Below are 14,589 nucleotides of genomic sequence, written 5' to 3'. Positions count from 1 at the left end.
TGCCTTCCCAGTCTCCACCGCGAAGGCGGTCCGTCATGTCATCTTCACCACTCTGGTACCAAATCGATTGCCTGACAGTAGGGTTGGATAGGTGCGCGGAACGACGCTGATATTGGCGCGCCTGGCCGCGGTGGGCCTCGCCCTCGCCGCCTGCGCGGCACCGGAAGACAGTGAACCCACCCCCCGGGTCGAGTCGGTCGCCCCGACCACCACGGCCGCCCCCGACCCGGCGGCGGTCGGCGCGAACGAGCTCGGACTCGTGCCGGTGCTCATGTATCACCAGCTGTCGCCCGCGCCCGCGGGCGAGTACGACCAGACGCCGGAGGAGTTCCGGGCCGAGCTGGAGCGGCTGTACCGGGAGGACTATCGCCCGATCACCGTGTCCGACTACATCTCCGGGACGATCGACATCCCCGCGGGCACCCATCCGGTGGTGCTGACCTTCGACGATTCCACCACCAGTCAGCTCGCCTTCACCGCCGACGGCGAACCCACCCCCGACAGCGCGGTGGGGATCCTGGAGGAATTCCGGTCCCGCTACCCCGATTTCGCCCCCACCGCCACCTTCTTCGTGAACAACGACCCCTTCGCCAGGGAGGAGCGGGCGCTGCCCTGGCTGGCCGAGCACGGCTACGAGATCGGCGCGCACACCGCCTCGCATGCCAATCTCGCGAGTCTCGACGCGGCGGGTGTGCAGCGGGAACTGGTGGAGAACGTCCGCGCCATCACCGCGGCGGTGCCGGACCAGCCGGTGCGCGCCATGGCGCTGCCGCTGGGCATCTTTCCCGGTGATCGCGCCCTGGCCGCGGCCGGTGGCTGGGACGGCACCTCCTACGCGTTCGAAGCCGTCATGCTGGTCGGTTCCAATCCCGCGCCGTCGCCGTACGGTCCGGTCGATCCCGCCGCCGTGCCGCGCATTCGATCGGGCCGCGGCACGGTGCCGTTCGATTCCGCCTACTGGCTGGACCGGCTGGCCGAGCAGCGCTACACCTCCGACGGTGATCCGGCGCGCATCTCCTTCCCCCGGGAGCTGGCCGGTGACCTGGCCGCCCGCTGGGCCGACCGGGCCAATCCCTACTGATCCCTACTGATCCCTACCGACCGCCGTCAGACCGCCGCCAGCTCCGGAATCCGGTCCGCCAGCCCGATCACCTCGGCGAGCAGATCGGCCGTCGACCGCAGCTGTTCCTCGGTGTGCTCGGAGGTGACGAAGAAGCGCAGCCGCTCCTTGCCCGCCGGCACCGCCGGGGCAGAGATGGCTCCGGCGTACACGCCGCGCTCCAACAGGGTGGCGGAGACGAATCCGGCGCGGAGTTCACCGGGCACGATCACGGGCACGATCGGAGTCCCCTGGGAGTCACCCAGATTCAGCCCGTGTGCACGCAGCGCCGCGTTGAAGGTCCGGGTGTTGTCCCACAGCCGCCGCACCCGCACCGGTTCCGCCTCGAGCAGGTCCAGACCCGCCGCCGCGGCGGCGATGGTGGACGGCGCGGGACCGCCGGTGAGCATGGCCACGCCCGGCGCGCTCGCCTTCATGGCCCCGATCAGATCGGTGTCGGCGGCCACGAAACCACCGCAGCTGCCCAGCGCCTTGGACAGCGTGCCCATCCAGATGTCCACCTCGGCCCCGGCCATGGCGTAGTGCTCGCGGATGCCGTGCCCGCGCGCGCCGAGCACGCCGAGCGAATGGGCCTCGTCCACCATGACCGCGCAATCGAATTCCCGTGCCACGGCCGCCAGTTCGGCCACCCGGCCGATGGTGCCGTCCATGCTGTAGTGGCCCTCCAGCACCACCAGCGCCCGGTCGAAGCCGCCGCGCGACATCTTGAGCACCGAGCGCAGCGAATCCGGGTCGTTGTGCCGGAAGTTGATGCGCCGGCATCCCGCCCACTGGGTGCCCGAGACCACGCTGCCGTGGATGAGCGCGTCGCAGACCGCCACATCGCCCTCGCGCAGCAGGAAGCCGATCACACCGGCATTGGTGAGGTAGCCGCTGGTGGTGACCATGGCATCGCCCTGGTCGTACAGCTCGGCGAGCCGTCGCTCCAGGTCGCCGTAGAGCGGGATCTCACCGGCGACGATGCGGCTGGCCGAGGCCGAGGCGCCGTATCGGTCCAGGGCCTCCTTGGCAGCGGCCACCACCCGCGGATGGCTGGACAGGCCCAGGTAGTTGTAGGCGCTGAAATTCACCAGCTCCCGATCCGCCGCCCGGATCACCGTGTCGTTCGGGGTCTCGCGCGGCAGGAACAGCGGATTGGTCAGGCCCGACTGCGCACTGATGGCCCTGATGGCCGCCTGCTTCTGGACGGTCGCCGCTACCTCGGGGTGATCGGCGAACTGACGGCCCGGCCCGCGCGGGGCGCGAGCCGGTGCCGCGACCGGGCGCGGTGGCGCTGTCCGTGCCGCCGGCTCGCCCTGGCCGCGCTTGTCGGCCAGCAGTTTCCGCGCCAGCTCGCGCGCCGATTCACTCACGCCGCTTCCTTTCCGGCCTGGTCGCCGCCGACCAGGACCTCCGCCGCCCGCGCCCCGGCCTGCGCCAGCGTGAAGGAACGACCCACCTTCAGCGACATCAGGTCCACGCCCACGGATTTGCCGACCAGCGCGCCGAATTCGACCGCCATGAGGGAATCGAGGCCGAGTTCCGGCACCGGGACGTGGATATCGATCGTGTCGGCGTCCACGCCCATGACCGTGGCCAACTGCTCGGCCAACATGTGCGCCACCACATCCCCGCGCTGCGCCTCGTCGAGTTCGCGCAGCGTCGCGACCAGATGCGAGGCCGCCGAATCGTCTTCGGCCGCCGCGGCGATGAGTGCCGCCACCCGGCCGGTCATGCCGAAGATCGGTGCGGTGCTGCCGACCGTGCGCCAGTCCACCGGAATGATGGCCACCTGGTGGTGGATATCGAGTTCCAGTGCCTTCTCCAGGAATTCGGTGCCCTCATCCATATCGATGGCGTCGAATCCGGTGGTGCGCAGGTAGCGCGCCACATTCTCGTCGGCCTCGGCCATCCCGCCGCCGGACATGTGGCCCCAGCCGACCGCGAGCACCGCGCCGCCCGCGCGCGCCACCACGTCCGCGACCGATTGCAGGGCGATATTCGCGGCCGTGTAGGCGTACTGCCCGGTGCCCGCGAAAATGGCGCTGCCCGAGGAGAACAGCACGAACATATCCAGTTCCGCACCGACGGCGGCGATGCCGTGGCGCAGGGCGTGCACGCCCTCGATCTTCGGCCGGTACACCGCTGCGAGGCTGTCGCGGTCCATGACCGAGACGCGCTTGTCGTCCACCACGCCCGCGGTGTGGAAGACACCCCGCAGCGGATGGTCGGCGTCGTGCGCCCGCGCCAGCACCGCCGCCATCGCCTCGGCGTCGGTGACGTCGACCTGTTCGGTGACGATCTCGACCCCTTGCTCCCGCCAGGCGGCGAGTTGGGCTCGGCTGGCGTCGGTGCGCGCACCACCGCGTCCGAGCAGGGTGAGGTGACGTGCGCCGCGGCCGACCAGCCAGCGGCCGACCGCCAGGCCGAACGCGCCGAAACCGCCGGTGATGAGGTAGCGGGCCGCCGGATCGACGGTCACCGGGCGGGTGTCGGGTCGCACCAGCGGGGCGGGATCGTCGAGGCTGAGCGCGATCCGGCCCATGCGGGTGGAGCGGGCGACGTCCTCGAAGGCCCTGGTCACGTCATCGGTGCGGTACATCTCGAACGGCAGTCGCCGGTAGCGCCGGGCCGCGAGATGCTCGTTGACCCGGCCGATCACGCGCATGGTCTCGTCGCGGCGCTTGGCCAGCATGCGGTCCAGATCGAAGGAGTGGTAGGAGACGTTCTTGTCGAACAGCCGCATATCGAGCACGCCGCCGCCGTAGATGTCGGCCTTGCCGATCTCCACGATGCGACCGAATTCGGCCACCGCCTTGAAGTTCCGGCGCAGGATCTCCCCGGGCGCGGTGCTGATCACCACGTCGGCGCCGCGCCCGTCGGTGAGCCCGAGGACGTCGTCGGCGAAGTTCAGCGAGCGGGAGTTCAGCACGTGGTCCGCGCCCTGGTCGAGTACGTAGGCTCGCCGCTCGGCGGTGCCGGCGGTGCCGATCACGGTCGCGCCGTGCAGTTTCGCGATCTGCACGGCCGCCGAGCCGACGCCGCCCGCCGCGCCGTGCACCAGCACCACATCGCCCGCGCGGACCCGCGCCAGCTCCAGCAGCGCGTAGTCGGCGGTGGCGAAAGCCGTTCCGCTGGTGCATGACCCGGGTTCGGCGTCGGTGTCGTACTTGATGATCAGATCGCGGGGTGCGGTGTGGTAGCGGCTGATCATGCCCTTGGAGGTGAGCGTCACGGCGTCGCCGACGGCCAGATCGTCCACCCCGGGCCCGACCCGCACCACCACGCCGTCGCCCTCCATACCGGGCAGGGTGCCGAAGAAGGTCTCCGCCATATCCTGCTCGGTGAGCACGCCGATCACCTTGAGCGGATCCTTGTAGTTGAGGCCGATGGCGCTGATCCGCACCTCCACCTCGCCCGGTCCGGGTTCCCGCCGCCCGCAGCGCCGCCAGCCGAGCCGGGAGAGCACCCGCGACTTGGGCAGTTCCAGCGCGAAGTTCGCCTCCGGATCGGTGAGCGGCACCGCCTCGTCGAGCTTGTCGAGCCGTTCCGGCAAGGTGGCGGCCACCACCGTCACCCAGCGCAGGCCGTTGCGCAGGATCACCTCGTCGGCGTTGTCGTAGCTGAAAGCGCCGGGCACGGCCAGTTCCGCGGCCAGGTCCGCGCCGGTGATATCGGACTCGACGTCCACCAGCCGCCAGCGCAGCCGCGGCTGCTCGTTGAGCAGGACGCGGCGGGCGCCGGCGAGCGCGGCCTGGGACGGGTTCGGCGCGGCATCCTCGTCGGGATGGGCGTAGGCGCGCTCGGTGATCAGGCTGACGTGGATGGAACCGTCACCGGTCATGGGCATCTCGTCGCCGTGCTGTTCCAGCCACACCTCGAGGAAGCCCTCGATGGTGACCGCCAGGCGGCGCAGCGTCCACAGCGCATCGAGATCCGCGTACTCGGCGCCCGCCACCACGGCCACGTGCAGGCGTTCGACACCCTCGGTGGCGACCGCGGCCCGAAGCCGTTCCAGCATCGCCTCTTCCAGGTCGTCGCGGTTCGGATCACCGGTCGCCAGCAGTGCGGAGCGCGGCGCGGTCGCGGCCACGGCGGCGGCGCGCGCGCCCACCTCGGTGCCGAGTTCGACGACCAGCGTGAAAGCGTCCTCCGGCGACGGCAGCGCGCCGCGGTCCACCGGATCGCGCAGCTCCCAGCGGTCCTCGAAGAAGATGTCGGTCATCCGTTGCAGCGCACCGCGTCCCGGGGCGATGGAACCGAAACGCATGCCGACGATCTGCAGGACCACATTCTGTTCCGCGTCCAGCAGGTCGATATCGGCGACGGGCGCGCCGGTGGTGTCGAGCCGGGCCACCACCGTCACCTCGTCCGGAATGGCCCCGAAGGCGCGCACCCCGGCCACGGCCACCGGCACCATGGCGCCGTCGTCCGCGCCGCCCGCGCCCGCCAGCAGTGCCGCCACGCTCTGGAGCGCGGCGTCCACCACGCAGGGGTGGGCGAGGTGGCCGGAGTCGCGGGCCATCGAACCGTCCAGGGTGGCGACCACGGTCGATCCGGAGACGCGAACGGCGGTGGCGCGGCGGAAGGCCGGGCCGTACCGGAGTCCACGTGCCGCCAGCCCGTCGTAGAACGCCGTCGGGTCCAGGGCGTACATATCGTCGACGTCGGGCAGCGGCACCTTGGTGGACTCGAAGACGCCGCCCTGGATCAGCCGTCCGGTGGCATTGGTTGTCCAGAGGGAACCGGCCATATCCCGGGAGCGGATGGTGAACCGGCCGGTGGACTCCTCCACGCGCAGTTCCACGACCGGGGCCGCGCCCTCGTCGATGACCAGCGGTGCGATGAAACGCACCTCCTCCACCGCCACCCGCGTCGATTCGGTGCGCAGCGCGACGGCGCTGAGCGCGGCATCCAGATAGGCCGCGCCGGGCAGGATGCGCGCCCCGCCGACGACATGGTCGGCCAGCCAGGGCATCGCGCCCACGCTGAGCTGAAGCCGCCACGAGGCGGTGGCGTTGTCCAGATCCGGATCGCCCAGCATCGGATAGCCGTCGGGGGTGCCGTGGCGGCGCTGCTGGAAGACGGGATCGAGGTTCCGCAACCGGGTCCGCTGCCACGGGTAGCGCGGCAGGTCGACGTGCGGGGTCACCGTCTCGGCGAACAGCGCGCCGATATCGAGGGCTCCGGCCGTGTACAGCCCGGCGATGATCTGCCGAATGCTCTCGGCGTCGGACCGCTTGCGGTCGAGGGTTGGCACCGTGGTGCCGGATTCGCCCGCGCCGATGAGGATTTCGCGAATGTTCGCGCCGAGCACCGGATGCGGTCCGACCTCCAGGAACACCCGGCTGCCCGCCCCGACGAGGGCGGTCACGGCATCGGCGAAGCGCACCGGCTGCCGGACATTGGCACACCAGTACTCGGCATCCCAGTCGGCCGCGGTGACCCGCTGTCCGGTGACCGTCGACCAGAGCGGAATGCGCGGTTCGGCCAGGGTGAGATCGGCCAGGGCCGTGCGCAGTTCGTCGAGGATCGGTTCCATCAGGTAGCTGTGGTACGGCACCTCGACGTGCAACCGCTTGGCGAAAGTGCCCTGCTCGGTCAGGATTTCGGCGATCTCGTCGAGGCGCGCCTCGGACCCGGCCAGCGTCACCGCGCTCGGACTGTTGACGGCGGCGACATCCACCAGCTCGTCACCGTCGATGAGGTCCCGCGCGGCGGCGGGCGGGAGCCCGACGGCCAGCATGCCGCCCGATCCGGCCGTGGTGGCCTGCAAGCGGGCCCGGTGGTAGCTGACCAGCAGGGCGTCGCGCAGCGACAGCATGCCGGTGACGTAGGCGGCCGACACCTCGCCGACGCTGTGCCCGACCACGGCGGCCGGGTGTACGCCCAGCTCCGCCAGCATGGCGAACAGCGACACCTGCACCAGGAAGTTGGCGGGCTGCGCCACCGCGGTCGTGGTGACCTTCGATTCCTCCTCCGGCCGCAGCAGCTCCTCGATGATCGACCACCCGGCGATCTCGGTGAACACCGCGTCGATGCGCGCCGCCTCGGCGGCGAAGGCGCCGTCGGCCTCGAGCAGTTCGCGGCCCATGGCCCACCACTGCGGCCCCATGCCGGTGAAGACGAACACCGGTTCCGGATGTTTGCGGGCCACCGTCTTGATCGCGCCGCGGCCGGAGCCGTGTGCGAAATCGACCAGGGCACGCACCAATTCGGTGTCGTCACCGAAGGTCAGGGCGGTGCGGTACGGGTGATGTCGCCGCCGAGTCCAGGCCGCCTCGGCCAGTCGGGCCGGATCCGCGCCCTCGGCGATGAGCTGGGCGAACCCCTCGGCCAGCGTTCGCGCGGCCGCTTCGGTGCGCGATGAGAGCGGCAGCACCCCATAGTGTTTCGGCGGGCGGGGGGCCGCGTCGGTGGGCACGTACTCCTGCAGGATGGCGTGCGCGTTGGTGCCGCCGTAGCCGAAACCGTTGACCGCCACGGTCATCCGTTCGACCTCCGGGCCGACCGGTTCGGCTTCCAGCTGGAGCCGGATTCCCAGTTCTTCGAACGGGATATCCGGATTCGGCTCGTTCAGCCAGCCCTGCGGCGCGATGGTGCGTTTGGACACGGCCAGTGCGGATTTGATGATGCTGGCGATGCCGGACGCCGCCTCGGTGTGCCCGAGCTGCGCCTTCACCGACCCCACGCCCAGGGGCGCGGTACGGCCGGGCACCCGGCCGTAGGCATTGCCGATGGCCCGCAGCTCCAGCGGGTCGCCCACCGGGGTGCCGGTGCCGTGCGCCTCCACGTAGGTGACCTCGTGCGGCGCGATACCGGCCCGCCGGGTGACCGTCTCGGCCAACTCCTCCTGGAGATCGGCATTGGGCACCGTGATGGCGGTGGTGCGGCCGTCCTGATTGGAGCCGGTCGCCTTGACGACGGCGTATACCCGGTCACCGTCGCGCTCGGCGTCGGCGAGCTTCTTGAGTACCACCATGCCCGAGCCCTCACCGCGGCCGTACCCGTCGGCGGCCGCGTCGAACGGCTTGCTGCGCCCGTCGGCGGCGAGAAACCCGCCCTTGCACATGGATACGAACGGTTCCGGGCCGAGCAGCATGGTGACGCCACCGGCCAGCGCGACCGTGCAGTCGCCGCTGTCCAGGGCCTGGCAGGCCAGATGCAGGGCGACCAGGGAGGACGAGCAGGCGGTGTCGACGGTCAGGGCGGGCCCCACCAGGTCGAGCGCGTAGGCGATGCGGTTCGACAGCATGGTGTAGGACGCGCCCACCGCCGTGTGCATGTCCACGTACGGCAGCGCCGCGTCGGTGGTGGACACCGCGAGCTGGTCCAGGGTGAACGCGCCGAGGTACACGCCGACGGGCGCGCCGGTGACGCGCCCCGCCATCCCGGCGTCGTCGAGCGCCTCCCAGGCCACCTCGAGCACGAGGCGCTGCTGCGGATCCATGGCCGCGGCCTCGCGCGGTGAGATGCCGAAGAAGTCGGGATCGAATTCCCAGGGGTCACCGGTCATGAACGCGGCTCGCCGGGTGTACATCCGGCCCGGCGTGCGTTTGTCGGGGTCGTAGTAGCGGCGGTAGTCCCAGCGCGATTCCGGGATGTCCACCACCCCGTCGCCCTTGCGGACCAGGAAGTCCCAGAACGATTCCGGTGAATCGATGCCACCGGCATAGCGGCAGCCGATTCCGACGATGGCGATATCCGACACGACGAGCTCCTCGGCGAAACTGGAGAATGGACCTGCTGATATCCCCCCGCTGTTCGTCAATCCGCGCGGACCGGATCCGGTGGGCGCAGTACGAAATTCATCTCCGGACCGGTCTTTCCGATCCGGGTCTTGGTGACGAACTCGAACCCGAAGCGGCGATAGTAGGCGAGGTTGTCGTCCTTGGTTATCCCGCACACCGGCGCGGATTCCCGGTCGGCCGCCGCATCGACCCAGTCGACCAGCGCGCGACCCACCCCACTGCGCTGAATGTCCGGATCGATGCCGAGATAGACCAGTAGGTGGTGTGGTTCGGCGGGGGCGACCCGTGCGATGGCCTCGTCCACCCGCATGCCCCGCACCGTCGCCGGTCCCATGGCCCACAGCAGTTGTGGGCCCGAAACCAGTTCGTGCCACAGGGATTTGCGGTATCCGGCGGGATACCAGAGCATTGCGCCGACCACCCGGTCGGCGAGGACGGCGACGATCGCGCCGTCGCCGGGCAGGAAACGGTGCCGGATCATGGTCCGCAGCATTCCCGGCGTCCGGCGCTCGCGGATCGACGCGTCCGGGAAGACGTACTCCTCGATCGGATCGTCGCTGGCGAAGGCCGCCGCGACGACGCGAACGATATCGTCGATGTCATCCTCGGTGGCCCGGCGAATAGTCGGAGCGGCCGACTGATTCAAGTCTGTCCCTTACATTTTCGTGCCCATGGTCCGGCCCCCGATGCCGAACTGTCCCTGCCTGCCCTGCCGGGCGGTAGCCGGTGATGCTACTTGTCAGTAGGTTACACGTGTTCACTGATGTCGCCACCGGTAAGTGTTGTGGCATAGAACAATTCGCCGCCGCATTGCGTCGATGAGGAACATGTTCTAAGGTGGCCCGCTCGACAATGCCCGTGTGGGACTTCGTAATCGACCCGGACGGTTGAATTCCGGACATACTTCTCATTCTTCGAACTGTTATGCACAGTGGCTATTGACGTGTAGCCTGATTCCGGCCCTGAACACGACAATGCTCGTTCGGAAATGGGGACAAGCTCCGTGCCACCCACATCGGCATACGGCTGGGGAAGCGGCGTCATCGACCAGCTGTCCAGCTCACCAGAGGTAACGCAATACATGGCCCCCGAGGACACTCCCACCGCCGTCGTCACCTACCAGCAACTCGACTGGGCGATCATCGCGGTCGCCTGCGCCGCCGTCATCGCCCTCGCGGTGCTGCTGATGGTGCTGGTGACCAATGCGGAATTCGGCGAGGGGCCGCCGACCCTGCCGCCGCACCCCGAGGCATGCCAGCCCTTCTGCTCGGGCGGCATGGGCTACTGACCCGTACGGCGCCGTTCGGCCGCGACGCGCGGTCACGGCCGAACGGCGGCGGTTACAGCGATCGCAGGACGCGCCGCGCGATGAGCGGATCGGCCAGCGGGCGCAGTGCGAGGCGCAGCAGTGCCAGGGCATTGTCGTCCCCGGCCACGCGATTCACCTTGAGCACTCCGCAGACGAGACACCGGTGCACCAGCGACCATTCGCCGTCCTCGCGCACCGACATGCTCACCGCCCGCATCCGCCCGCGACAGGTTTCGGACCGGTCGCCCGGAACCCGATCCACGTGCCGACTGGCCAGGCAGTGCGGACAGTGGTTGCGGTGCGCGGTACCCGGTGCGGCGACCGGAACGTCGAGCCGACAGCTCACGCATCGGAACGCGTCACCGGACGCGCCCGCGCGGCCGTGCAGGACGGTCTTCTCCCGCTGTCGGCGCTGCCGCGCCGCGCTGTTCCGGCGCGGCATCACAGCTCGCCGAACACTTCGAGCGGGAACGGCGGCTCGGCGAGCGGACGCACGGCCAATCGCATGAGGATCAGCTGATTGTCGTCGCCGCACACCGAATGCAGCGCCAGCTCGTGACACCGCGTACAGCGGTGCACGACGCCCCATTCACCGGTGCGCGACACCGCGATGGACAGCGGAGCCATTCGCGCCCCGCAGTCCGAGACACCGCCGTCGACATGGTCGACGGTATGCCGGGAGTGCAGGCAGCTGGGGCAGTGGTTGCGCCGACTGCCGTCGGGCGCGAGGACGGCTACGGTCAGACCGCAGCGCAGGCAGGGGAAGGTACCGGTCCGCAGGGTCGGACCGGGATCGTGCTGGGTGGAGAAAGTGTCGGACAACCCGGATCACTCCTAAGCCGAGAGCTGATGTGCAGACAGCAGGAGCAGGCCGAGCGCGCCTCGATGACGCGGGTCGCTATGGACGAATCCGGGTGTGGGAGGCCATATCTCGGGCCAAGGTCACACCGTGAGGCGCTCTCGGCGCGGGCTGGCTCATAAATCATCCCCTCCGGTGGGTGCGGTCGATGTGCGCGAACTGCGCGGCGGCAACCGTAGCAGCGGCCGCGCACCCGACGCCACCGGTTTTCGGGGCGTCAAGCACGGGGCCGGGCCAGGCGGGTTTCGCGGGTGCGGCCGCGCAGCGTCACCGATTCGCCCGTATCCCACTGCTCGCGCTCGCGCGGCTCGGCGCTGTCCACGGCGGTGGCGGAGGCGAGGACGCGGCCGTCGTCCTGTTTGGCGAGTTCGCACAGGCGGGCCGCCTCGTTCACCGGATCGCCGATCACGGTGAACTCGTAGCGGCGGTGCGCGCCGACATTGCCCGCCACCACCCGTCCGGCCGCGACGCCGATGGCGGCATCGAATTCGATGGCGGCGCCGGACAATCGCCGCCGGATGGCGCGGGCGCTCGCGAGTGCGGACCCGGCGGCGTCGGTCAGCGGCGCGGGGGTGCCGAAGATGGCCAGCGCGGCATCGCCCTCGAACTTGTTGACCAGTCCGCCGTGCCGCTCCACCTCGTCCACCACGATGCCGAAGAACTCGTTCAGGATGGTGACGATCTCGTGCGGTGGCCGGGTCGCGGCCATCGCGGTGGAGCCGATGACGTCGATGAACAGCGCGGCCGCCTCGCATTCCTCCCCGCCCAGCTCCGGCTGCCCGGCCAGCGCCGCCGCCGCCACATCGCGGCCGACGTGGCGGCCGAACAGGTCCCGGATCTGTTCGCGCTCGCGCAGCCCCGCCACCATGTGGTTGAAGCCGCTCTGCAATTCACCGAGTTCGGTGCCGTCGTAGACGGTGACCGCCACCTCCAGATCACCGTCCTCCACCCGGCGCATCGCGGTGCGCACGTTCCGGATGGGCGCGACCGTGGCGGCGAGCGTCTGCGTCATGAGCAGCAGGCCGAAGACCAGCGTCGCCCCGCCGAGCGAGAGCACGCAGACCGCCAGTCGCTCGGTGCTGACATCCACCCCGGACAGCGCAAGCACCGCCACGACCATGAGCAGCGCCACCGGTGTGCCCGAACCCAGCATCCACACCAGCAGCGCGCGGCCGAATACACCGAGGCCGCGCTGCCGTCGGCGCGGCTCGGCCTCGAGCACCCGTGCGGTCACCAGCCGCAGGGCGAATTCGGTGATCAGGTAGCTGTTGGCGCACACCACGACGGCACTGAACCCGACCCCCAGAATGATCTTGGGCACGAAGGCCGGATCGACCAGGCCGTACAGCGGGGTCAGCACCGCCATCCCGCCGAACCACAGCAGCGCCTGCTGATGCACCAGCCGCCGCGGTACCCGGGAGGACGCGACGCGCTCCGCCTCGTTCGGAATCCGCTCCGGATCGGTGGCCCAGCGCAGCGTCCGCAGGCCCGACAGCGTGCCCCACACGAAACCCACCGCCAGGGCGAAGGCCACGTACACCGGGACGGCCACGAAGTTCAGCAACACCAGGTCCTGCGTGAACACCGACGGACCCGGCAGCACCAGGCCGATGAGCAGCACCGCCACCGCCACGCCGGTGAGATTCGCGAACAGCACCGGCACGGTCAGCAACAACTGCACGCGCACCCGCCGCGACGTCGCTCCCTGATCGGCGGGGCCGAGCAGGCGCGACCCGAACGGGGCCGCGCCCAGCGCCCTGGGCGTCACATCGCTGTCGACCATGGATGCAGCCTAGGGCGTGATCACCGAAGCGGCAGTTGGGAGCGGTGCCCGCGTGCGTGTTCGCGCGTGCCGGAATCACCGGGATCGCCAGGCGTTGGCATTGGGCATGAGCACCCCGCTGGCCGCCATCCGATTCTCCATCCTGGACCGTTCCCGGGTACGGCAGGGACAAGGCCATCCGGAGGCGCTGCGGGAGACCGTGGAGTTCGCCCGCCTCGCCGAGCGGTGGGGCTATCACCGGTTCTGGGTCTCGGAACATCACAGCGTGCCCGGGGTGGCCGGATCCGCGCCGACCGTGCTGGCCGCCGGGGTCGCCGCCGCCACCGCACGCATTCGGGTGGGCACCGGCGGGGTCATGCTGCCCAATCACCAGCCGCTGGTGGTGGCCGAACAGTTCGGCGTACTCGAGTCGCTGTACCCGGGCCGCATCGACATGGGGCTGGGTCGCTCGGTGGGCTTCACCGGGGGCGTGCGGCGTGCCCTCGGCCACGACAAGGACGACGCCGACTACTTCGATGCCCAGCTGACCGAGCTGCTGGACTATCTGTCCGCCGGCCGCGCGGGCGTGCACGCCTGGCCTACCGAGGGCCTGCGCATTCCGGCCTTCCTGCTGGCCGTCGGCTCGGGTGCGCAGCGGGCGGCCCGATTCGGGCTGCCACTGGTGATCGCCCCCGCCGCCGGGACGTCGGCCATGGTGCGGGCCATCGAGCAGTACCGCGACGACTTCCGACCCGGACACCGCGGTGCGCCCTACGTCGTGGTGTCCACCTCCGTTGTGGTCGCCGACTCCGCGGAGCAGGCCCATCGGCTGCTGCTGCCCGAGGCGTGGTCGGCCGCGTGGTCGCGTACCCGCGGCGAGTTCCCGCCCCTGGTCTCGCCGGAGGAAATCGACCGTATCGTCATGACCGACAAGCAGCGCGGCATCTTCACCGAATCGCTGCGCGGTCACATCCACGGCACCGAGGAGACGGTCGTCGCCGATCTGGAACGGCTGGTCACGCGCACGGGGGCCGATGAAATCCTGGTTCACACCAGCACTTACGATCGTGCGGCCCGGCTGGAATCGCATCGCCGCCTCGCCGTCGCGGTCGGCCTCGCCGCGCGCTCACCTGCTGTTTTCGCCTAGTACATCGGCTGTTTCGCCATCAGTTGCCCGGGACGAGCTGCACTGCACCGGGTTACGAATCATCGGTAGGCTGTGAGCTGTGATTACGCTCAAGAAAGAAGACGGTGCCGCGGATCTCGCGGGCATCACCAAGATGAGTGTCGGAGTGAGCTGGGATCCGTCCGCCGGTGCCAGCGGGGGACTGCTGGGTATGGCGCGTCGCAAGAAGGGCGTGGACCTGGACCTGGTCGCCATTCTCATGCAGGGCGGCGATCCGGTGCGCTTCGCCGGACTGGACTCCCTGGACCCGCTCGGCAACGGCTCGGTGGTGCACACCGGTGACGAGCAGACCGGCGCGGCCGTCGGTGACGACGAGACCGTGCACGTCACCTTCGCCAACGTGCCGACCGCCATCGACTCCATCGTGTTCGTGGCCGCGGCGTTCAAGAAGGGCAGCTCGTTCGAGAAGGCCAACAACATCTCGTTCAAGATCTACGACGCCACCGGCGGCACCTCCCAGCAGGTGGCCGATATCTGGCCGTCCCTGCTGGGCAGCGACAATGCCAATGCCATCGCCCGCGCCATCCGCAACGGCCCGAACTGGCAGCTGGAGGTGCTGGACCGCAAGGGCAAGATCAAGCAGGGCGATATGCAGGCCCTGCTGCACTTCGCCCTGGCCTGAT

Annotated in this window: 10 protein-coding genes; 4 read left to right on the top strand and 6 right to left on the bottom strand. The window is 69.9% G+C overall.

Annotation, left to right across the window (positions count from 1 at the left end):
- The first annotated feature begins 91 nt into the window (after positions 1-91).
- Positions 92-1,081 carry a polysaccharide deacetylase family protein gene (locus QMO76_RS13150; protein ID WP_306361526.1) on the top strand — a complete coding sequence of 330 codons (990 nt, stop codon included), beginning with the start codon at positions 92-94 and terminating at the stop codon, positions 1,079-1,081.
- 26 nt (positions 1,082-1,107) lie between these two features.
- Here QMO76_RS13150 and QMO76_RS13145 read toward each other — a convergent pair whose 3' ends face one another.
- Genes QMO76_RS13145 through QMO76_RS13135 form a run of 3 tightly spaced genes read right to left on the bottom strand, consistent with a single transcriptional unit; the run spans position 1,108 to position 9,496 of the window.
- Positions 1,108-2,472, bottom strand: a complete 1,365-nt coding sequence (locus QMO76_RS13145; RefSeq protein WP_306361525.1) for an aminotransferase class I/II-fold pyridoxal phosphate-dependent enzyme — start codon at positions 2,470-2,472, stop codon at positions 1,108-1,110.
- Entirely contained in the window at positions 2,469-8,810 is a 6,342-nt protein-coding gene (locus QMO76_RS13140; RefSeq protein WP_306361524.1) for an SDR family NAD(P)-dependent oxidoreductase, read from the bottom strand. The genes QMO76_RS13145 and QMO76_RS13140 overlap by 4 nt, the downstream gene beginning before the upstream one ends.
- A gap of 56 nt (positions 8,811-8,866) precedes the next feature.
- Complete coding sequence (locus tag QMO76_RS13135) at positions 8,867-9,496, bottom strand: GNAT family N-acetyltransferase (protein ID WP_306361523.1); 630 nt, start codon at positions 9,494-9,496, stop codon at positions 8,867-8,869.
- A gap of 357 nt (positions 9,497-9,853) precedes the next feature.
- Between QMO76_RS13135 and QMO76_RS13130 the strand changes: the two genes are divergently transcribed.
- A complete protein-coding gene (locus tag QMO76_RS13130) occupies positions 9,854-10,138 on the top strand; it encodes a hypothetical protein (RefSeq protein ID WP_306361522.1) in 285 nt (94 codons plus the stop codon).
- Between the two features lie 52 nt (positions 10,139-10,190).
- Here QMO76_RS13130 and QMO76_RS13125 read toward each other — a convergent pair whose 3' ends face one another.
- The 3 genes from QMO76_RS13125 to QMO76_RS13115 all read right to left on the bottom strand — a co-directional run bounded on the left by QMO76_RS13125 (position 10,191) and on the right by QMO76_RS13115 (position 12,801).
- Positions 10,191-10,601 carry an RNHCP domain-containing protein gene (locus tag QMO76_RS13125; protein WP_306361521.1) on the bottom strand — a complete coding sequence of 137 codons (411 nt, stop codon included), beginning with the start codon at positions 10,599-10,601 and terminating at the stop codon, positions 10,191-10,193.
- Positions 10,601-10,981, bottom strand: a complete 381-nt coding sequence (locus QMO76_RS13120) for an RNHCP domain-containing protein (protein ID WP_306361520.1) — start codon at positions 10,979-10,981, stop codon at positions 10,601-10,603. The genes QMO76_RS13125 and QMO76_RS13120 overlap by 1 nt, the downstream gene beginning before the upstream one ends.
- A gap of 254 nt (positions 10,982-11,235) precedes the next feature.
- The gene (locus QMO76_RS13115) at positions 11,236-12,801 is read right to left on the bottom strand and encodes an adenylate/guanylate cyclase domain-containing protein (RefSeq protein WP_306361519.1); all 1,566 of its coding nucleotides are present in this window, start codon (positions 12,799-12,801) and stop codon (positions 11,236-11,238) included.
- A gap of 106 nt (positions 12,802-12,907) precedes the next feature.
- On the opposite strand from QMO76_RS13115, the gene QMO76_RS13110 reads away from it, so the two are divergent.
- Both QMO76_RS13110 and QMO76_RS13105 read left to right on the top strand, forming a co-directional pair.
- Positions 12,908-13,927, top strand: coding sequence for an MsnO8 family LLM class oxidoreductase (locus tag QMO76_RS13110; RefSeq protein ID WP_306361518.1), 1,020 nt, complete (start codon positions 12,908-12,910; stop codon positions 13,925-13,927).
- 79 nt (positions 13,928-14,006) lie between these two features.
- On the top strand, positions 14,007-14,588 hold the full coding sequence (locus tag QMO76_RS13105; RefSeq protein ID WP_306361517.1) for a TerD family protein: 582 nt from the start codon (positions 14,007-14,009) through the stop codon (positions 14,586-14,588).
- Position 14,589: the final 1 nt, after the last annotated feature.

This window comes from Nocardia sp. CC227C, from assembly GCF_030767025.1.
In the GTDB taxonomy this organism is placed as follows: Bacteria; Actinomycetota; Actinomycetes; order Mycobacteriales; family Mycobacteriaceae; genus Nocardia.
Note: the sequence above shows the minus strand (reverse complement) of the source record. Positions and strands in the feature narration are given on the sequence as shown.